The organism is Pseudomonas sp. LBUM1658, assembly GCF_059716055.1.
In genome coordinates this window covers 5,628,382-5,647,062 of sequence record NZ_CP166798.1, presented here as the reverse complement: position 1 = coordinate 5,647,062, position 18,681 = coordinate 5,628,382, and the positions used below count along the sequence as shown (strand labels likewise).

At 58.7% G+C, this 18,681-nt stretch carries 15 protein-coding genes; all 15 read left to right on the top strand.

What is annotated here, in order from left to right:
* Positions 1–41 precede the first annotated feature (41 nt).
* The 15 genes from bamA (at position 42) to ispD (ending at position 18,662) form a co-directional block, all read left to right on the top strand.
* On the top strand, positions 42–2,414 hold the full coding sequence (gene bamA / locus ACA064_RS26100) for an outer membrane protein assembly factor BamA (RefSeq protein ID WP_497670698.1): 2,373 nt from the start codon (positions 42–44) through the stop codon (positions 2,412–2,414).
* A 45-nt stretch (positions 2,415–2,459) separates the two neighbouring features.
* Positions 2,460–2,963, top strand: coding sequence for an OmpH/Skp family outer membrane protein (locus tag ACA064_RS26095; protein WP_497670697.1), 504 nt, complete (start codon positions 2,460–2,462; stop codon positions 2,961–2,963).
* Positions 2,964–2,966: 3 nt separating this feature from the next.
* On the top strand, positions 2,967–4,022 hold the full coding sequence (gene lpxD, locus ACA064_RS26090; RefSeq protein ID WP_497670696.1) for a UDP-3-O-(3-hydroxymyristoyl)glucosamine N-acyltransferase: 1,056 nt from the start codon (positions 2,967–2,969) through the stop codon (positions 4,020–4,022).
* 108 nt (positions 4,023–4,130) lie between these two features.
* Positions 4,131–4,571 carry a 3-hydroxyacyl-ACP dehydratase FabZ gene (fabZ, locus tag ACA064_RS26085; RefSeq protein ID WP_150803690.1) on the top strand — a complete coding sequence of 147 codons (441 nt, stop codon included), beginning with the start codon at positions 4,131–4,133 and terminating at the stop codon, positions 4,569–4,571.
* The gene (gene lpxA, locus ACA064_RS26080) at positions 4,568–5,344 is read left to right on the top strand and encodes an acyl-ACP--UDP-N-acetylglucosamine O-acyltransferase (RefSeq protein WP_497670695.1); all 777 of its coding nucleotides are present in this window, start codon (positions 4,568–4,570) and stop codon (positions 5,342–5,344) included. The genes fabZ and lpxA overlap by 4 nt, the downstream gene beginning before the upstream one ends.
* Positions 5,345–5,346: 2 nt before the next feature.
* Positions 5,347–6,477, top strand: coding sequence for a lipid-A-disaccharide synthase (lpxB, locus tag ACA064_RS26075; protein ID WP_497670694.1), 1,131 nt, complete (start codon positions 5,347–5,349; stop codon positions 6,475–6,477).
* Positions 6,478–6,488: 11 nt separating this feature from the next.
* Entirely contained in the window at positions 6,489–7,115 is a 627-nt protein-coding gene (gene rnhB / locus ACA064_RS26070; RefSeq protein WP_489362468.1) for a ribonuclease HII, read from the top strand.
* Positions 7,116–7,190: 75 nt separating this feature from the next.
* Complete coding sequence (gene dnaE / locus ACA064_RS26065) at positions 7,191–10,712, top strand: DNA polymerase III subunit alpha (RefSeq protein WP_497670693.1); 3,522 nt, start codon at positions 7,191–7,193, stop codon at positions 10,710–10,712.
* 153 nt (positions 10,713–10,865) lie between these two features.
* Positions 10,866–11,813, top strand: a complete 948-nt coding sequence (gene accA, locus ACA064_RS26060) for an acetyl-CoA carboxylase carboxyl transferase subunit alpha (RefSeq protein WP_497670692.1) — start codon at positions 10,866–10,868, stop codon at positions 11,811–11,813.
* 143 nt (positions 11,814–11,956) lie between these two features.
* Positions 11,957–13,294 (top strand): tRNA lysidine(34) synthetase TilS, encoded by a 1,338-nt coding sequence (tilS, locus tag ACA064_RS26055; RefSeq protein WP_497670691.1) that lies wholly within the window; start codon positions 11,957–11,959, stop codon positions 13,292–13,294.
* Positions 13,295–13,566: 272 nt separating this feature from the next.
* Positions 13,567–15,198 carry a CTP synthase gene (gene pyrG / locus ACA064_RS26050; RefSeq protein ID WP_497670690.1) on the top strand — a complete coding sequence of 544 codons (1,632 nt, stop codon included), beginning with the start codon at positions 13,567–13,569 and terminating at the stop codon, positions 15,196–15,198.
* 17 nt (positions 15,199–15,215) lie between these two features.
* Positions 15,216–16,061: a 3-deoxy-8-phosphooctulonate synthase gene (gene kdsA, locus ACA064_RS26045; RefSeq protein ID WP_150645060.1), complete on the top strand. Its 846-nt coding sequence runs from the start codon at positions 15,216–15,218 to the stop codon at positions 16,059–16,061.
* Between the two features lie 155 nt (positions 16,062–16,216).
* Positions 16,217–17,506 carry a phosphopyruvate hydratase gene (eno, locus tag ACA064_RS26040; RefSeq protein ID WP_497670689.1) on the top strand — a complete coding sequence of 430 codons (1,290 nt, stop codon included), beginning with the start codon at positions 16,217–16,219 and terminating at the stop codon, positions 17,504–17,506.
* A gap of 173 nt (positions 17,507–17,679) precedes the next feature.
* Positions 17,680–17,958, top strand: coding sequence for a cell division protein FtsB (gene ftsB, locus ACA064_RS26035; RefSeq protein ID WP_150645058.1), 279 nt, complete (start codon positions 17,680–17,682; stop codon positions 17,956–17,958).
* A complete protein-coding gene (gene ispD, locus ACA064_RS26030) occupies positions 17,955–18,662 on the top strand; it encodes a 2-C-methyl-D-erythritol 4-phosphate cytidylyltransferase (protein ID WP_497670688.1) in 708 nt (235 codons plus the stop codon). The genes ftsB and ispD overlap by 4 nt, the downstream gene beginning before the upstream one ends.
* The last annotated feature ends 19 nt before the right edge of the window (positions 18,663–18,681 follow it).

Genomic DNA, 18,681 nt, shown 5'->3' with positions numbered 1-18,681 from the left:
CGGCAGTTTGTTTATTGCCAGTTGGAATAAGAAAGGACTTCATGAAACGTCTGCTGCTAACTGCGGTTCTCTCCGTATTGATGATCGCCGAAGTTCACGCTGAGTCCTTCACTATCTCCGATATTCGCGTCAATGGCCTCCAGCGGGTCTCCGCGGGTAGTGTCTTTGGTGCCTTGCCGTTGAACGTCGGCGAGCAGGCGGACGATCGTCGTCTGGTGGAATCCACTCGTGCGTTGTTCAAAACCGGTTTCTTTCAAGATATCCAGCTGGGCCGCGAAGGCAATGTCCTGGTTATCACTGTAGTCGAAAGACCCTCGGTCGCCAGTATCGAGATCGAGGGTAACAAGGCGATTTCCACTGAAGACCTGATGAAAGGTCTCAAGCAATCCGGTCTGGCCGAAGGCGAGATCTTCCAGCGTGCGACCCTTGAAGGGGTGCGTAACGAGCTGCAGCGTCAATATGTCGCGCAAGGCCGCTACTCTGCGACGGTCGATACCGAAGTGGTGCCGCAGCCGCGCAACCGCGTTGCCTTGAAGGTCAATATCAACGAAGGCACGGTCGCTGCCATCCAGCACATCAACGTGGTGGGTAACACGGTCTTCCCCGATGAAGACCTGATCGACCTGTTCGAGCTCAAGACTTCCAACTGGCTGTCGTTCTTCAAGAACGATGACAAGTATGCCCGTGAAAAACTCTCCGGTGACCTGGAGCGTCTGCGTTCCTACTACCTGGATCGCGGCTATATCAACATGGATATCGCTTCGACCCAGGTATCGATCACCCCGGACAAGAAACACGTCTACATCACGGTGAACGTCAACGAAGGCGATAAGTACAGCGTTCGTGACGTCAAACTGAGCGGTGACTTGAAAGTGCCTGAAGACCAGGTCAAGTCGTTGCTGCTGGTGCAGAAGGGCCAGGTATTCTCGCGCAAGCTGATGACCACTACCTCCGAGTTGATCACCCGTCGCCTGGGCAACGAAGGTTATACCTTCGCCAACGTCAACGGCGTGCCGCAGCCCCATGAGGAAGACCACACGGTCGATATCACTTTCGTGGTTGACCCGGGCAAGCGTGCCTACGTGAACCGTATCAACTTCCGTGGCAATACCAAGTCGGAAGACGAAGTGCTGCGTCGGGAAATGCGTCAGATGGAAGGCGGCTGGGCTTCGACCTACCTGATCGACCAGTCGAAAACCCGTCTGGAGCGCCTGGGCTTCTTCAAGGAAGTCAACGTCGAGACGCCGGCCGTACCAGGCACCGACGACCAGGTCGACGTCAACTACAGCGTCGAAGAACAAGCTTCCGGTTCGATCACCGCCAGTGTCGGTTTCGCCCAGAGCGCCGGCCTGATCCTCGGTGGTTCGATTACCCAGAACAACTTCCTCGGTACCGGGAACAAGGTCAGCGTCGGCTTGACCCGCAGCGAATACCAGAGCCGCTATAACTTCGGTTATGTCGACCCCTACTGGACTGCTGACGGTGTCAGCCTGGGTTACAACGCGTTCTATCGCACCACTGACTACGACGAGCTCGATGTCGATGTTGCAAGCTATGCGGTAGACAGCCTGGGTGCTGGCGTCAGCGTCGGTTACCCGATCAGCGAGACCGCGCGTCTGACCTTCGGCCTGACTGCGCAACAAGACAAGATCAAGACCGGTCGCTACACCGTTGACGAGATTTTCGACTTCGTTGAAAAGGAAGGCGATAACTACCTGAACTTCAAGGCTTCGGCCGGTTGGTCCGAGTCGACCCTGAACAAGGGTGTGCTGGCTACTCGTGGTCACTCCCAAAGCCTGGTGCTGGAAGCCACTACCCCTGGCAGCGACCTGTCGTTCTTCAAGCTCGACTACCGCGGCCAGCTGTTCCAGCCGTTGACTGAAAACTACACCATGCGCCTGCACACGGAGCTGGGTTATGGCGATGGCTACGGTTCGACCGATGGTCTACCGTTCTACGAGAACTATTACGCCGGTGGTTTCAACTCGGTTCGCGGTTTCAAGGACAGTACTCTGGGGCCGCGTAGCACGCCTAGCCAGGGCACGAATCCGGGTACCCTCAAAGACCCGGACCAGGATCCGCTGCCGTTCGGTGGTAACGTGTTGATTCAAGGTGGTGTGGAACTCCTGTTCCCTCTGCCATTCGTGAAAGATCAACGCTCGTTGCGGACCTCGGTGTTCTGGGACGTGGGTAACGTGTTCGACAGCAATTGCAGTTCGAGCAAGCTATCTGCTTCCGGCAAAAAGGTTGATTGCAACGACATCGGCCTTGACGGTCTGGCCAGCTCCGTCGGTGTCGGCGTGACCTGGATTACCGCTCTTGGACCGTTAAGTTTTGCTTTGGCGATGCCGATCAAAGAACCGGATGACGCTGAGACCCAGGTGTTCCAATTCTCCCTCGGCCAGACTTTCTAAGAGTCTGACCCAAGATAACGACAATGGATTTTGTAGGAGTGCATCGTGCGTAAGTTGACTCAATTGGTTCTCCTGGCGACAGTCCTGGTAGCGACCCCGGCATTTGCCGAAATGAAAATTGCAGTACTGAACTACCAAATGGCACTGCTGGAATCCAACGCGGCGAAAAAATACGCAGTGGATGCCGAGAAGAAATTCGGCCCGCAGCTGAGCAAGCTGAAAAGCCTGGAAAGCAGCGCCAAAGGCATCCAGGACCGTCTGGTCAGTGGGGGTGACAAGATGGCCCAGGGCGAGCGTGAGCGCCTTGAGCTCGAGTTCAAGCAAAAGGCCCGTGACTTCCAGTTCCAGTCCAAGGAATTGAACGAAGCCAAAGCCGTTGCCGACCGTGAAATGTTGAAACAGCTCAAGCCGAAACTGGACAGCGCTGTGGAAGAAGTCATCAAGAAAGGTGCTTTTGACCTGGTCTTCGAGCGTGGCGCAGTAATTGATGTCAAGCCTCAGTACGACATCACGCGCCAGGTTATCGAGCGCATGAATCAGCTGAAGTAATCCATGGCCGCGACTATAAAGCTCGGCCAGCTGGCCGAGTTCCTCGACGCCACCTTGCGTGGCGACCCGGAGAAAGAAATCACTGGGCTGGCCACCTTGCAGGAGGCAGGCCCAGCTCAGTTGAGTTTTCTGGCAAACCCCCAATACCGTAAATACCTGGCCGACAGCCATGCCGCAGCCGTGTTGCTGAAGGCCGCTGACGCCGAAGGTTTTGCAGGCGATGCACTGGTGGTGGCCGACCCGTACCTTGCCTATGCACGGATTTCCCATCTGTTCGACCCCAAGCCCAAGGCCAGTGCCGGTATTCATCCGACCGCGGTCGTGGCTGAGGGCGCGGTGGTTGATCCGGCGGCGAGCATCGGTGCCTTCGCGGTGATCGAAAGCGCTGCACGGATTGCCGCTGGCGTCACGGTCGGGGCTCATTGTTTTGTCGGAGCCCGCTGTGAAATCGGCGAAGACGGCTGGCTGGCACCGCGGGTAACGTTGTACCACGACGTGCGGATCGGCAAGCGAGTAGTCATTCAGTCCGGCGCGGTGCTGGGCGGTGAAGGCTTCGGCTTTGCCAACGAGAAAGGCGTCTGGCAGAAAATTGCCCAGATCGGTGGCGTATTGATCGGTGACGATGTGGAGATTGGCGTGAATACCGCTATCGACCGCGGCGCGTTGGCCGACACCGTGATCGGCAATGGGGTGAAACTCGATAACCAGATTCAGATCGCTCACAACGTGCAGGTCGGTGATCACACCGCCATGGCGGCGTGCGTGGGGATTTCCGGCAGCACCAAAATCGGCAAGCATTGCATGCTTGCCGGTGGCGTAGGGCTGGTTGGGCACATCGAAATTTGCGACAACGTGTTCTTGACCGGAATGACCATGGTCACCCATTCGATCACCGAGCCGGGTTCCTATTCATCCGGTACAGCGATGCAACCGGCTGCCGAATGGCGCAAAAGCGCGGCGCGGATCCGTCAGCTCGATGACATCGCGCGACGTCTGCGACAACTGGAAAAGCGTGTAGGGGACGTGACCCCTGGCGGTAATGCTTCATCAGATGGCTGATACCATTTCCATATCAAGTGTGCACAGCCGCTAGACTGCCTCCTTGATTTGCTAGAGGAGAGCGCGTCAATCGCGCGCTCCCAATCTTTACATAGGCTTCCCCCCGAAATGATGGACATCAACGAGATTCGCGAATACCTGCCTCATCGTTACCCGTTCCTGCTGGTGGATCGTGTAGCGGAGCTGAATGTGGAGGCCAAGTACATTCGTGCCTACAAGAATGTCAGCATCAACGAACCTTTCTTCAATGGTCACTTCCCGGCGCATCCGATCATGCCGGGCGTACTGATCATCGAGGCGATGGCTCAGGCTGCCGGTATTCTTGGTTTCAAGATGCTGGATGTGAAGCCTGCCGATGGCACCCTTTACTACTTCGTCGGTTCCGACAAGCTGCGCTTCCGCCAGCCGGTAACGCCAGGTGACCAGCTCATACTCGAAGCCACATTCTTGAGCTGCAAGCGTCAGATCTGGAAGTTCGAATGCCGGGCTTCGGTCGACGGCAAGCCGGTCTGTTCCGCGGAAATCATCTGCGCGGAACGCAAACTATGAGTTTGATTGACCCTCGCGCAATCATCGATCCGACGGCCATTCTGGCCGACGACGTCGAGGTCGGCCCTTGGTCGATCGTCGGCGCTGGTGTGGAAATCGGCGAGGGTACAGTGATCGGGCCGCATGTGATTCTCAAGGGCCCGACCCGAATCGGTAAGCACAACCGCATCTACCAGTTTTCCTCGGTAGGTGAGGACACGCCCGATCTGAAATACAAAGGCGAAGAAACCCGCCTGGTGATTGGTGACCATAACGTCATCCGCGAAGGCGTGACGATTCACCGTGGGACCATTCAGGATCGTGCCGAAACGACCCTGGGCGATCACAATCTGATCATGGCCTATGCCCACATCGGTCACGACAGCGTCATCGGCAACCACTGCATCCTGGTCAACAACACCGCGTTGGCTGGCCATGTACACGTTGAAGACTGGGCAATCCTCTCCGGTTTTACCCTGGTTCACCAGTACTGCCATATCGGCGCCCACAGCTTTTCCGGTATGGGTACCGCCATCGGCAAAGATGTTCCGGCTTATGTCACGGTGTTCGGCAATCCTGCCGAGGCCCGCAGCATGAACTTCGAAGGCATGCGCCGTCGCGGTTTCAGCGAAGACGCTATTCACGCCCTGCGTCGTGCCTACAAGGTGGTTTACCGCCAGGGGCTGACTGTCGATCAGGCGTTGGCTGAGCTGGCCGAGTCGTCTGCACAGTTTCCTGAAGTCGCCGTGTTCCGAGATTCGATCCAGTCTTCGACTCGCGGCATTACTCGCTAATCATGGCCACTTTGCGTGTTGCACTGGTGGCAGGCGAAGCTTCCGGCGATATTCTCGGCGCGGGTTTGATGCGCGCGCTCAAGACCCGGCATCCCTCGGTTGAATTTATTGGCGTCGGCGGTCCGCTGATGCAGGCCGAAGGCTTGACCTCCTATTTCCCGATGGAACGCCTGGCCGTCATGGGGCTGGTCGAGGTTCTGGGGCGTTTACGCGAGCTGCTGGCTCGGCGCAAACAGCTGATCAAGACACTGATCGCCGAAAAGCCGGATGTATTCATCGGTATCGATGCACCGGACTTCACCCTCAATATTGAACTCAAACTGCGTCAGGCCGGGATCAAGACCGTACATTACGTCAGCCCGTCAGTCTGGGCCTGGCGTCAGAAACGCGTACTGAAGATCCGCGAAGGCTGCGATCTGATGCTGACGCTGTTTCCGTTCGAGGCGAAATTCTACGAAGAGAAGGGCGTGCCGGTGCGTTTTGTCGGGCACTCCCTGGCCGATGCGATCCCGCTGCAAGCGGATCGTGCCGCGGCTCGTGCCGAACTCGGATTACCCGCCGGCCCGCTGGTGGCGTTGATGCCAGGCAGTCGTGGCGGGGAAGTCGGCCGGCTCGGCGGGCTGTTTCTCGATGCCGCCGAGCGCCTGCGTGCCATGCGTCCGGGTGTGCGGTTTGTCATGCCCTGCGCCAGTCCCGAGCGCCGCGCGCAGCTCGAAGAGTTGCTGGCCGGCCGCGACTTGCCGCTGACCCTGCTCGACGGTCGCTCCCACCAGGCACTTGCCGCCTGCGACGCAGTACTGATTGCCTCTGGCACCGCGACCCTGGAAGCCCTGCTGTACAAGCGGCCGATGGTGGTTGCTTATCGCCTGGCGCCGCTGACGTTCTGGATTCTCAAACGCATGGTCAAAAGCCCCTACATCTCTTTGCCCAACTTGCTGGCGCAGCGTTTGCTGGTGCCCGAGTTGTTGCAGGACGATGCAACTGCCGAGGCTCTGGCGCAGACATTGTCTCCATTGATCGAAGACGGTGAAGAGCAGACCAGAGGCTTCGACCAGATCCACCGGACATTGCGTCGCGATGCCTCGAATCAGGCTGCTGAAGCGGTACTGAAGCTGATCGGCACACTACAATGAGTAAGTTAAAGATGCAGATGGGGTTGGATTTTACCTTGGTCGCCGATGCTGAAGATCTGGTTGCAGGTGTCGATGAGGTCGGTCGTGGCCCGTTGTGTGGTGCCGTGGTTACCGCGGCGGTGATTCTCGATCCGCGCCGGCCGATTCTCGGCCTCAACGACTCGAAGAAGCTCACTGAAGCCCGCCGCGAAAAGCTTTACGACGAAATCTGCGAAAAGGCTCTGAGCTGGTGCATTGCTCGCGCCGAAGTCGAGGAAATCGACGAGTTGAACATTCTGCATGCCACCATGCTGGCCATGCAGCGCGCGGTGGAAGGGCTGAGCATCACACCGAAACTGGCAATGATCGATGGCAATCGTTGCCCGAAGCTGTCGATGCGTGCCGAAGCGGTCATCCAGGGTGATGGCAAGGTGCCGGCAATCGCTGCGGCTTCGATCCTGGCCAAAGTCAGCCGTGACCGTGAAATGGCTGCTTTCGAATTGATTTACCCGGGTTACGGTATCGGTGGGCACAAGGGCTATCCGACTCCAGTACACCTGGAGGCCTTGGCCCGCCTGGGGCCGACGCCGATTCATCGACGCTCTTTCGCTCCGGTGCGGCTGGCTTATGAGGCCCTCGAAGGTTTGATCAAGGTTTAGTCAACAGGCTGATGTTTTGCTCAGGGCCCGGTACAATCCGGGCCTTGTCGTTTTCGAGTTCTACACAGGATCACTATGCCGGCTTCATTCGTTCATCTACGCCTGCACACTGAATACTCCCTGGTCGACGGTCTGGTGCGGATCAAACCGCTGGTCAAGACCCTGGTCGGCATGAACATGCCTGCCGTGGCGGTCACCGACCAGAACAACATGTGTTCGCTGGTCAAGTTCTACAAGGCGGCCATGGGCGCCGGGATCAAGCCGATCTGTGGTGCCGACCTGTGGTTGTCGAACAAGGATCCTGAAAACTCCCTGAGCCGCATCAGCCTGCTGGCCATGAACGGTGTCGGCTATCGCAACCTCACCGAATTGATCTCCCGCGGCTTTATCGACGGTCAGCGCAATGGCTCGATCATCATCGAGCGCGAGTGGGTGGCCGAGGCCAGCGAAGGCGTGATCATGCTGTCGGCGGCGAAGGAGGGCGAAGTCGGTATCGCCCTGCTTGGCGGCAATCCGCAGGAAGCCGAAACCCTGGCGCGTGACTGGATGGCGGTGTTCCCGGATCGTTTCTATCTGGAAGTGCAGCGCACCAACCGCCCGAACGACGAAGAGCATCTACACGCGGCCGTGGCCCTGGCCGAGAAGCTCGGCGCGCCATTGGTCGCGACCAACGACGTGCGCTTTATCAAGCAGCAAGACTTCGAGGCCCACGAAACCCGCGTCTGCATCGGCGAAGGTCGCGCCCTCGACGATCCGCGGCGGTCGAAGAACTACAGCGATCAGCAGTACCTGAAAAGCGCCGAGGAAATGGCCGAGCTGTTCAGCGATTTGCCCGAGGCGCTGGAAAACTCCGTCGAGATTGCCAAGCGCTGCAACATCGAAGTGAAGCTTGGCAAACACTTCCTGCCTAACTTCCCGATTCCCGATGGCATGACCATCGACGAATATTTTCGCAAGGTGTCGTTCGACGGCCTCGAGGATCGCCTGAGCGTTCTGCTGCCCAAGGACACTACCGAGGACTACGATGCCAAGCGTCAGGTCTATGTCGATCGGCTGAATTTCGAGCTGGATATCATCATCCAGATGGGCTTCCCCGGTTACTTCCTGATCGTTATGGACTTTATCCAGTGGGCCAAGAACAACGGCGTGCCGGTAGGTCCTGGCCGTGGGTCGGGCGCCGGGTCGCTGGTCGCCTATGTACAGAAGATCACCGACCTCGACCCGTTGGAATACGATCTGCTGTTCGAACGTTTCCTTAACCCGGAACGGGTCTCCATGCCCGACTTCGACGTCGACTTCTGCATGGACGGTCGCGATCGGGTGATCGATTACGTGGCCGATAAATACGGTCGCAACGCGGTGAGTCAGATCATCACCTTCGGCTCCATGGCGGCGAAAGCGGTGATCCGTGACGTTGCGCGGGTGCAAGGCAAGTCCTACGGCCTGGCGGATCGGCTGTCGAAGATGATTCCCTTCGAAGTCGGCATGACCCTGGAAAAAGCCTACGAGCAGGAAGAGATCCTGCGGGACTTCATCAAGATCGATGAAGAGGCCGCGGAAATCTGGGAGATGGCCCGCAAGCTCGAAGGCGTTGTGCGTAACGTGGGTAAACACGCCGGTGGCGTGGTGATCGCACCGACCAAGCTCACCGACTTCTCACCGATCTATTGCGATGAAGCCGGCGACGGCCTGGTGACCCAGTTCGACAAGGACGACGTCGAGGCGGCCGGTCTGGTGAAGTTCGACTTCCTCGGCCTGCGGACCCTGACGATCATCGACTGGGCGTTGAAGACCATCAACCGCGAACGCGCCAAGGTCGACCAGCCGCCGCTGGACATCGCCTTTATCCCGCTGGATGACAAGCCGACGTACCAGCTGCTGCAAAAGGCCGAAACCACCGCGGTGTTCCAGCTCGAGTCCAGGGGCATGAAAGAGCTGATCAAAAAGCTCAAGCCCGACTGCCTGGAAGACTTGATCGCCTTGGTGGCCCTGTTCCGTCCCGGCCCGCTGCAATCGGGCATGGTGGATGACTTCATCAACCGCAAGCACGGTCGTGCCGAGCTTGCGTACCCGCATATCGACTATCAGTACGACGGCTTGAAGCCAGTACTGGCGCCCACCTACGGCATCATCCTGTATCAGGAACAGGTGATGCAGATCGCCCAGGTCATGGCCGGTTACACCCTCGGTGGCGCGGACATGCTGCGCCGAGCCATGGGTAAGAAAAAACCCGAGGAAATGGCCAAGCAGCGCGGCGGTTTCATTGAAGGTTGCGCGACCAACAATATCGATGCCGACCTGGCGGGTAACATTTTCGACCTGGTGGAGAAATTCGCTGGTTACGGCTTCAACAAATCCCACTCCGCCGCCTATGGCCTGGTGTCGTACCAGACTGCGTGGCTCAAAACCCACTATCCGGCGCCGTTCATGGCGGCGGTACTGTCAGCGGATATGCATAACACCGACAAGGTCGTGACCTTGATCGAAGAAGTGCGGACCATGAAGCTGCGCCTCGACGCCCCGGACGTGAACACCTCCGAGTTCAAGTTCACGGTGAACGATGAGGGCCGTATCGTTTACGGCCTCGGCGCGATCAAGGGTGTGGGCGAAGGTCCGGTGGAAGCCATCAGCGAGGCGCGCCAGGAAGGTCCGTTCAAGGATCTGTTCGACTTCTGCGCCCGTGTCGACCTCAAACGTATCAACAAGCGCACCCTCGACGGCTTGATTCGTAGTGGCGCACTGGATCGTCTTGGTCCGTACTTCCATGATGAGCCTAAAGCCTGGCAAGCGAGCATCGACCAGAACCGGGCGGTGTTGCTGGCCGCGATGGAGGAGGCGATCAAGGCTGCGGAACAAACGGCTCGCACCCATGACAGTGGGCATGCGGATCTGTTTGGTGGCCTGTTCGTCGAAGCGGACGCCGACGTCTATGCTACTCACCGCAAGGCCAAGGAGCTAACCCTCAAGGATCGTCTGCGCGGGGAAAAAGAAACCCTGGGCCTGTACCTGACCGGCCACCCGATCGACGAATACGAAGGTGAAATCCGCCGTTTCGCCCGACAGCGCATCATCGACCTGAAGCCGGCCCGGGATACCCAGACGGTCGCGGGAATGATCATCGCCCTGCGGGTGATGAAGAACAAAAAGGGCGACAAGATGGGCTTCATCACCCTCGATGATCGTTCGGCGCGGATCGAGGCATCGCTGTTTGCCGAGGCGTTCCACTCGGCACAGTCGCTGTTGCAGACTGATGCGATGGTGGTGGTCGAAGGCGAAGTCAGCAACGACGACTTCTCCGGTGGCTTGCGCCTGCGGGTTAAGCGGGTGATGAGCATGGAAGATGCTCGCACCAATTTGGCCGAAAGCCTGCGTTTGAAGGTCGGCACCGAGGCCCTGAAAGGGGATCGGCTGCGCTGGCTGGGCGAGTTGTTCAAGCGTCATCGCGGAGCCTGCCCGATTACCATGGAGTACACCGGCCAGGACGCCAAGGCTTTGCTTCAGTTTGGCGAGACCTGGCGAATCGACCCGGCAGACAGCTTGATTCAAGCCCTGCGTGACCAGTTCGGGCGAGACAACGTCTTCCTCCAATACCGTTGACGGTCAGGTGCCGTTCTTTGCCATTAATGAGCGCGCCCTGATCTCGACCAAATTTTTAATCTCGACCTGAACGCGCCTGTCCCTTAAGGTAGGGCGCGAATAGACAACCGGCCGGCCCAAGCTCCCTTGGACGTCGACCCAAGACGGACGCCTATGAACCCGAATTTTCTTGATTTCGAACAGCCGATCGCCGACCTGCAAGCCAAGATCGAAGAGTTGCGCTTGGTCGGTAATGACAATTCGCTGAATATCGGCGATGAAATCTCTCGTCTGCAAGACAAGAGCAGCACGCTCACCGAAGACATCTTCGGCAAGTTGACCAGCTGGCAGATCGCCCGCCTGGCGCGTCATCCGCGACGCCCGTACACCCTGGATTACATCGATCACATTTTCACCGAGTTCGATGAGCTGCACGGCGATCGGCACTTCTCCGATGACGCCGCCATTGTCGGTGGCGTTGCCCGTCTGGACGACCAGCCGGTGATGATCATCGGTCACCAGAAAGGCCGCGAAGTGCGCGAGAAAGTTCGCCGCAACTTCGGCATGCCGCGTCCGGAAGGCTATCGCAAGGCTTGCCGCCTGATGGAAATGGCCGAGCGTTTCAAGATGCCGATCCTGACCTTCATCGACACCCCGGGTGCCTACCCGGGTATCGACGCCGAAGAGCGCAACCAGAGCGAAGCGATTGCCTGGAACCTGCGGGTCATGGCTCGCCTGAAAACCCCAATCATCGCCACCGTGATCGGTGAGGGTGGTTCCGGCGGTGCGTTGGCGATCGGTGTCTGCGATCAACTGAACATGCTGCAGTACTCGACTTACGCGGTGATCTCGCCGGAAGGCTGCGCCTCGATTCTGTGGAAAACCGCCGAAAAGGCCCCGGATGCCGCAGAAGCCATGGGCATCACTGCCGAGCGCCTGAAAGGCCTGGGCATCGTCGACAAGGTCATCAGCGAACCGCTGGGCGGCGCGCACCGTAATCCGGCCGCTGCCGCGGCTTCGATCCGTGCCGAGCTCAGTTCGCAGCTGGCGATGCTGAAGAAGTTCGATACCGAAGAGCTGCTGGCCCGTCGTTACGAGCGTCTGATGAGCTACGGTCTATGATTCGCGGCTGACTTTTTGCCCGAGGTTGTCTTTGAAAGATCGCAGCCTTCGGCAGCTCCTACGGATTCGGATGTACCCGATAATCAGCGTAGGAGCTGCCGCAGGCTGCGATCTTGGCGATCTCGCCGGCAAAGGTGATTCAAATGGCTGTCCACTCGAGTATGAACAATGATCTGCCAGCCAGGCTTCTTCTGAATCTGGCCCTCTGGCGCAACGCCTCGACCTGGCGCATCGCCTTCTCCGGCGGCCTCGACTCCACCGTCCTGCTGCACCTTCTCGCGCAACTGGCGAAAACCGAATCCCTCCCGACGCTGACCGCCATTCATGTCCACCACGGCCTGCAGGCTGTGGCCGACGCGTGGCCGGAGCATTGTCAGTCGGTCTGTGAGGCCTTGGGTGTGCCGCTGCAGGTGGTTCGCGTGCAGGTCCGGCCCGGCGCCAGTCTTGAGCGTGCCGCCCGGGATGCGCGTTATGGCGCCTTCATTTCGGCGACCGGGCCCAATGATGTGCTGCTGACCGCCCAGCACCGTGACGATCAGGCGGAAACGCTGCTGTTTCGCCTGCTGCGTGGGGCAGGGGTGAGAGGGCTGGCGGCGATGCCGCAACAACGTCCGTTGGGCGCAGGACATCTGCTGCGGCCATTGCTCGATATGTCTCGAGCCGAGTTGCAGGCCTATGCCTCTGAGCAGCAGTTGAGCTGGATCGAGGATCCCTCCAATGACGATCGGCAGTATTCGCGCAATTATCTGCGCCATCAGCTATTCCCGGTGCTGACCGAACGCTGGCCGCAGGCGGTGGTGACCATCGCCCGCAGTGCTGCGCATCTGAGCGAGGCGCAGGGCTTGCTTGACGAGCTGGCAGAAATGGATCTGCGCGAGGCCGTGACGTCCAGCCAGTTCGCTTGGCTGGGATTGCCTTCGCTGGCATTGGCGCCTCTGGAAAAACTCTCGCTGGCGCGCCAGCGCAATGCGTTGAGTCATTGGCTGGCAGCGCTGAGTCGTTTGCCCGACAGTGACCACTGGAGCGGTTGGCAGACCTTGCGCGACGCAACCGGCGATGCACGACCGGTCTGGTGTCTGGCCGACGGCGAGCTGCATCGGGCCGGCGGGCGAGTCTGGTGGTTGTCCGGTGGTTGGCTGCGAGCGGTCGAGCCGGCGCCTGTCTGGGCCGACCCTGGAGCGCCCCTGCAGTTGCCCGGTAATGGTCAGCTGCGCCTCAGTGGCCAGATTCCCGAAGGTCCCTTGCAGGTTCGCTACCGCCAGGGTGGCGAAGTCATGCAGCTGCCGGGACGTGGTCATCGGGACCTGAAGCGCTTGCTCAATGAAAGCGGCCTGCCGCTGTTTGCCCGTGGCAGATTGCCGCTGCTGTACCGCGAAGAGCAACTATTGGCCGTGGCAAACCTTCCCGGACTGGATGCAAGTGCCCATGAATGCTGGCAATTGCATTGGCAGCTACCGACGAGCGATCAAGGTTTGAGCTGAAAGGGGCTTTCCGGTAGACTACGCTCCCTTCTTGATACAACTTCTGCAGATTCACCAGAATTGCAGCAGTTGCCGATTACCAAGCAGTCTTTGCTGGGCGATTCTCAAAAAATGTGTAGCGCGTACCGCATCGGTGTTCAGTGCCGATCTGTTCCAACGCAGCAGTTTTTCGAAAGATGCACTGTAATTAATGCAGGTGATCGGGGGCTTCGGCCTTCCTTCGCTTTCCCCGGCGGCTCTGACCGCTTTAACGCAGACTTCTAGGGTTTTTCATGACGCGCTACATCTTCGTCACGGGCGGTGTTGTTTCTTCATTGGGGAAAGGCATTGCCTCGGCTTCATTGGCGGCCATCCTGGAGGCGCGGGGACTTAAGGTCACCATGCTCAAGCTGGACCCCTACATCAACGTCGATCCGGGCACCATGAGTCCGTTCCAGCACGGTGAAGTGTTCGTCACCCACGACGGCGCCGAAACCGACCTGGACCTGGGTCACTACGAGCGGTTCATCCGCACGACCATGACCCAGAACAACAACTTCACCACCGGCCGTGTCTACGAACACGTCCTGCGCAAGGAGCGCCGTGGTGATTACCTGGGCGCAACCATCCAGGTGATTCCGCACATCACCGACGAGATCAAGCGCCGGATCATCAAGGGCGCCGGCGATGCCGATGTGGCCATGGTCGAGATCGGTGGCACCGTGGGTGACATCGAGTCGCAACCGTTCCTCGAAGCGATTCGTCAACTGCGTTTCGAAGTTGGCGCCAAGCGCGCGATGTTGATGCACCTGACGCTGGTGCCATACATCGCCACTGCCGGCGAAACCAAAACCAAGCCTACTCAGCACTCGGTCAAGGAACTGCGATCCATCGGCCTGCAGCCAGACGTGCTGGTGTGCCGTTCCGACCACCCGATCGACATCGCGTCGCGTCGCAAGATCGCGCAGTTCACCAACGTTGAAGAACGTGCGGTCATCGCGCTGGAAGACGCCGACACCATCTACAAGATTCCGGGAATCCTGCATTCCCAGGGCCTGGATGATTTCGTCGTCGAGCGTTTCGGCCTGGAATGCAACGGTGCCGATCTGTCCGAGTGGGAAGCCGTGGTCGATGCCAAGCTCAATCCTGAGCACGAAGTCACCATCGCCATGGTCGGCAAGTACATGGAGCTGCTGGACGCCTACAAGTCGCTGATCGAAGCGATGAGTCACGCCGGCATCAGCAACCGCACCAAGGTCAACCTGCGTTATATCGATTCCGAAGACATCGAGAACCAGGGCACCGCGCTGCTCGAAGGCGTCGATGCAATCCTGGTTCCGGGCGGCTTCGGTCTGCGTGGCGTGGAAGGCAAGATTACCGCCGTCCAGTTCGCTCGCGAAAACAAGATTCCATACCTGGGCATCTGCCTGGGCATGCAAGTGGCGGTGATCGAGTTCGCGCGTAATGTGCTGGGCTGGAAAGACGCCAACTCCACCGAGTTCGATCGCAACAGCGGTCACCCGGTAGTCGGCCTGATCACCGAGTGGGAAGATGCCACCGGCGCGGTCGAAACCCGTACCGAAGCCTCCGACCTGGGCGGCACCATGCGTCTGGGCGCGCAGGATTGTCTGCTCGAAACCGGCTCGCTGGTTCACGATTGCTATGCCAAGGACGTCATCGTCGAACGTCATCGTCATCGTTATGAAGTGAACAACAATCTGCTGCCGAGCCTGATCGAAGCCGGTCTGAAAATCTCCGGTCGTTCCGGTGATGGCGCGTTGGTCGAAGTGGTTGAAGCACCGGATCATCCATGGTTCGTCGCTTGCCAGTTCCACCCTGAGTTCACCTCGACTCCGCGCGACGGCCATCCGTTGTTCACCGGTTTCGTCAAGGCTGCTTTGACCCAACATCAGAAGAAGGCTTGAGCTCGGAGATGAAAAGCATGGCACAGAAAATTATCCGTGTAGGCAACATCGAGATCGCCAACGATAAGCCGATGGTGCTGTTCGGTGGCATGAATGTGCTGGAAAGCCGCGACATGGCCATGCAGGTCTGTGAAGAGTACGTGAAGGTCACCGAGAAACTCGGTATCCCTTACGTATTCAAGGCCAGCTTCGACAAGGCCAACCGTTCGTCGGTGACCTCTTACCGTGGCCCCGGCCTGGAAGAGGGCATGCGGATTTTCCAGGACATCAAGCAGGCGTTCGGCGTGCCGATCATTACCGACGTCCACGAGCCTGAACAGGCTGCTGTGGTCGCGGAGGTCTGCGACATCATCCAGTTGCCGGCCTTCCTGTCGCGTCAGACCGATCTGGTGGTGGCCATGGCCAAGACCGGCGCGGTGATCAATATCAAGAAAGCCCAGTTTCTCGCCCCTCATGAAATGAAACACATTCTGAGCAAGTGCGTAGAAGCGGGTAACGATCAGTTGATCCTCTGCGAGCGCGGTTCGAGTTTCGGCTACAACAACCTGGTTGTGGACATGCTCGGCTTCGGCATCATGAAGCAGTTTGAATACCCGGTATTCTTCGACGTGACCCACGCGCTCCAAATGCCCGGTGGTCGCTCCGATTCCGCCGGTGGTCGTCGCGCCCAGGTCACTGACCTGGCCAAGGCCGGCATCAGCCAATCGCTGGCCGGCCTGTTCCTCGAAGCGCATCCGGATCCGGACAATGCCAAATGCGACGGCCCTTGCGCCTTGCGTCTGGACAAGCTGGAGCCATTCCTGGCTCAGCTCAAGGCTCTGGATGAACTGGTGAAGAGTTTTCCGACGGTAGAAACCGCGTAACTCTGATTTCTCCGGTAAAGTACCCCACGATTATTGCTCAGGCCTTCGGGTCTGAGCCTTATCGTCCGCAAGTCTGTCCTCTGTCCAACACTTGCCGACGATAAAAGATTTCCTTCAGCTGCGTCGTTTTCGTCAACTTTGGAGTGTTTACAACAATGGCAAAAATCGTCGACATCAAAGGTCGTGAAGTTCTCGACTCCCGTGGCAATCCCACCGTCGAAGCGGACGTGCTTCTCGATAACGGCATCATCGGCAGTGCTTGCGCGCCATCCGGTGCTTCCACTGGCTCGCGTGAAGCACTCGAGCTGCGTGATGGCGACAAGAGCCGTTATCTGGGCAAAGGCGTGCTCAAGGCAGTAGCCAACATCAACGGTCCGATCCGCGACCTGTTGCTGGGTAAAGACCCGGTTGACCAGCAGGCTCTGGACCGCGCGATGATTGCGCTGGACGGTACCGAAAACAAGGCAACCCTGGGCGCCAACGCGATCCTCGCCGTTTCCCTGGCCGCGGCCAAGGCCGCAGCCCATGACCAGGACCTGCCGCTGTACGCACACATCGCCAACCTCAACGGCACTCCGGGTGTCTACTCGATGCCGGTGCCGATGATGAACATCATCAACGGTGGCGAGCACGCCGATAACAACGTCGACATCCAGGAATTCATGGTTCAGCCGGTTGGCGCCAAGACATTCTCCGAAGCGTTGCGTATGGGTACCGAGATTTTCCATCACCTCAAAGCTGTGCTGAAGGCTCGGGGTCTGAGCACTGCCGTCGGTGACGAAGGTGGTTTCGCGCCAAACCTGGCTTCCAACGAAGACGCGTTGAAAGTGATCTCCGAAGCCGTGGCCAACGCCGGTTACAAGCTGGGCACCGACGTGACCCTGGCTCTGGACTGCGCCGCCAGCGAATTCTACGAAGACGGTCAATACAACCTGTCCGGCGAAGGCCAGGTGTTCAACGCTGAAGGTTTTGCCGACTACCTCAAAGGCCTGACCGAGCGTTACCCGATCATCTCCATCGAAGATGGCCTGGACGAGTCCGACTGGGCTGGCTGGAAAATCCTCACCGACAAGATCGGCGAGAAGGTCCAACTGGTAGGCGACGACCTGTTCGTGACCAACACCAAGATCCTGAAAGAAGGCATCGATAAAAAGATCGCCAACTCGATCCTGATCAAGTTCAACCAGATCGGCACCCTGACCGAAACCCTGGAAGCCATCCAGATGGCCAAGGCCGCTGGTTACACCGCAGTGATCTCGCACCGCTCCGGCGAAACCGAAGATTCGACCATTGCCGACCTGGCCGTGGGTACTGCGGCTGGCCAGATCAAGACTGGTTCGCTGTGCCGTTCCGACCGCGTTTCCAAGTACAACCAACTGCTGCGTATCGAAGAGCAGTTGAATGGCAAAGCCAAATACAACGGCCGCAGCGAGTTCCGCGGCTAAGCGGTAGATGGTAAAAAGACAGCGGATTGTGTCGGAAAAGTCGCTACGGCGATGGATTTGCCACTAATCTGATGCCTTATCAAGCACAAGCCTGGTTCTTCCAGGCTTCGTGCTATCAGTCGCTTCAAAGTTGTTGGCATGGCTGTCTTTTTTCACTGGAAACCCGATATTCGATGCGCAGTCCCAATTGGTTGTTCCTCGTCTTGCTCTTGCTGCTGGCTGGCCTGCAGTACCGCCTGTGGGTGGGAAATGGCAGTCTGGCGCAGGTGGCTGACCTGACTCAGCAAATTGCGGATCAACATGCCGAAAACGACGTGTTGCTGGAGCGCAACCGCGTGCTCGACGCTGAAGTCATGGAACTGAAAAAGGGCATGGAGACCGTTGAAGAACGGGCTCGCCATGAGTTGGGCATGGTCAAGGAGGGCGAAACCCTCTTCCAGTTGGCCCAATGATTCAGCCGCTACCGGCCTTCTGGGCCGTTATTCCTGCCGCGGGCGTCGGTGCCCGTATGGCCGCGGACCGTCCCAAGCAATATCTGCAACTGGGCGGGCGCACTATTCTCGAACACAGCCTCGGCTGTTTCCTTGATCATCCTTCCCTGAAGGGGTTGGTGGTCAGTCTTGCTGTTGATGATCCTTATTGGCCGAATCTGGCGTGTGCTGCTGATCCGCGTATTCAGCGGGTTGACGGCGGTTCCGAGCGTTCCGGTTCGGTGCTCAATGCGTTGCTGCATCTGCACGCCCAAGGCGCTGCCGATGAGGATTGGGTACTGGTCCATGATGCTGCGCGGCCGAATCTGGCGCGTGACGATCTGGACAAGTTATTGACCGAACTGGCGGACGACCCCGTCGGCGGTTTGCTGGCGATTCCTGCCCGTGACACCCTCAAACGCGTCGACAAACAGGGCCGTGTGCTGGAAACCATCGATCGCAGTCTGATCTGGCAAGCTTATACACCACAGATGTTTCGCCTCGGCGCGTTGCATCGAGCCCTGGCCGATAGTCTGGTGGCGGATGTGATCATCACCGATGAGGCTTCGGCCATGGAGTGGGCCGGTCTGGCGCCACGGCTGATCGAAGGCCGCGCAGACAACATCAAGGTCACCCGGCCTGAAGATCTTGAGTGGCTGCGCTTGCGTTGGGCTAACCGCCGCTAAAAGATCGCAGCCTGCGGCA

Bases quoted from the DNA above. Each gene is read 5' to 3' on its own strand.
- bamA (WP_497670698.1), top strand. From the start codon at position 42: ATGAAACGTCTGCTGCTAACTGCGGTTCTCTCCGTATTGATGATCGCC.
- lpxD (WP_497670696.1), top strand. From the start codon at position 2,967: ATGGCCGCGACTATAAAGCTCGGCCAGCTGGCCGAGTTCCTCGACGCC.
- fabZ (WP_150803690.1), top strand. From the start codon at position 4,131: ATGATGGACATCAACGAGATTCGCGAATACCTGCCTCATCGTTACCCG.
- lpxA (WP_497670695.1), top strand. From the start codon at position 4,568: ATGAGTTTGATTGACCCTCGCGCAATCATCGATCCGACGGCCATTCTG.
- lpxB (WP_497670694.1), top strand. From the start codon at position 5,347: ATGGCCACTTTGCGTGTTGCACTGGTGGCAGGCGAAGCTTCCGGCGAT.
- rnhB (WP_489362468.1), top strand. From the start codon at position 6,489: ATGCAGATGGGGTTGGATTTTACCTTGGTCGCCGATGCTGAAGATCTG.
- dnaE (WP_497670693.1), top strand. From the start codon at position 7,191: ATGCCGGCTTCATTCGTTCATCTACGCCTGCACACTGAATACTCCCTG.
- accA (WP_497670692.1), top strand. From the start codon at position 10,866: ATGAACCCGAATTTTCTTGATTTCGAACAGCCGATCGCCGACCTGCAA.
- tilS (WP_497670691.1), top strand. From the start codon at position 11,957: ATGGCTGTCCACTCGAGTATGAACAATGATCTGCCAGCCAGGCTTCTT.
- pyrG (WP_497670690.1), top strand. From the start codon at position 13,567: ATGACGCGCTACATCTTCGTCACGGGCGGTGTTGTTTCTTCATTGGGG.
- kdsA (WP_150645060.1), top strand. From the start codon at position 15,216: ATGGCACAGAAAATTATCCGTGTAGGCAACATCGAGATCGCCAACGAT.
- eno (WP_497670689.1), top strand. From the start codon at position 16,217: ATGGCAAAAATCGTCGACATCAAAGGTCGTGAAGTTCTCGACTCCCGT.
- ftsB (WP_150645058.1), top strand. From the start codon at position 17,680: ATGCGCAGTCCCAATTGGTTGTTCCTCGTCTTGCTCTTGCTGCTGGCT.
- ispD (WP_497670688.1), top strand. From the start codon at position 17,955: ATGATTCAGCCGCTACCGGCCTTCTGGGCCGTTATTCCTGCCGCGGGC.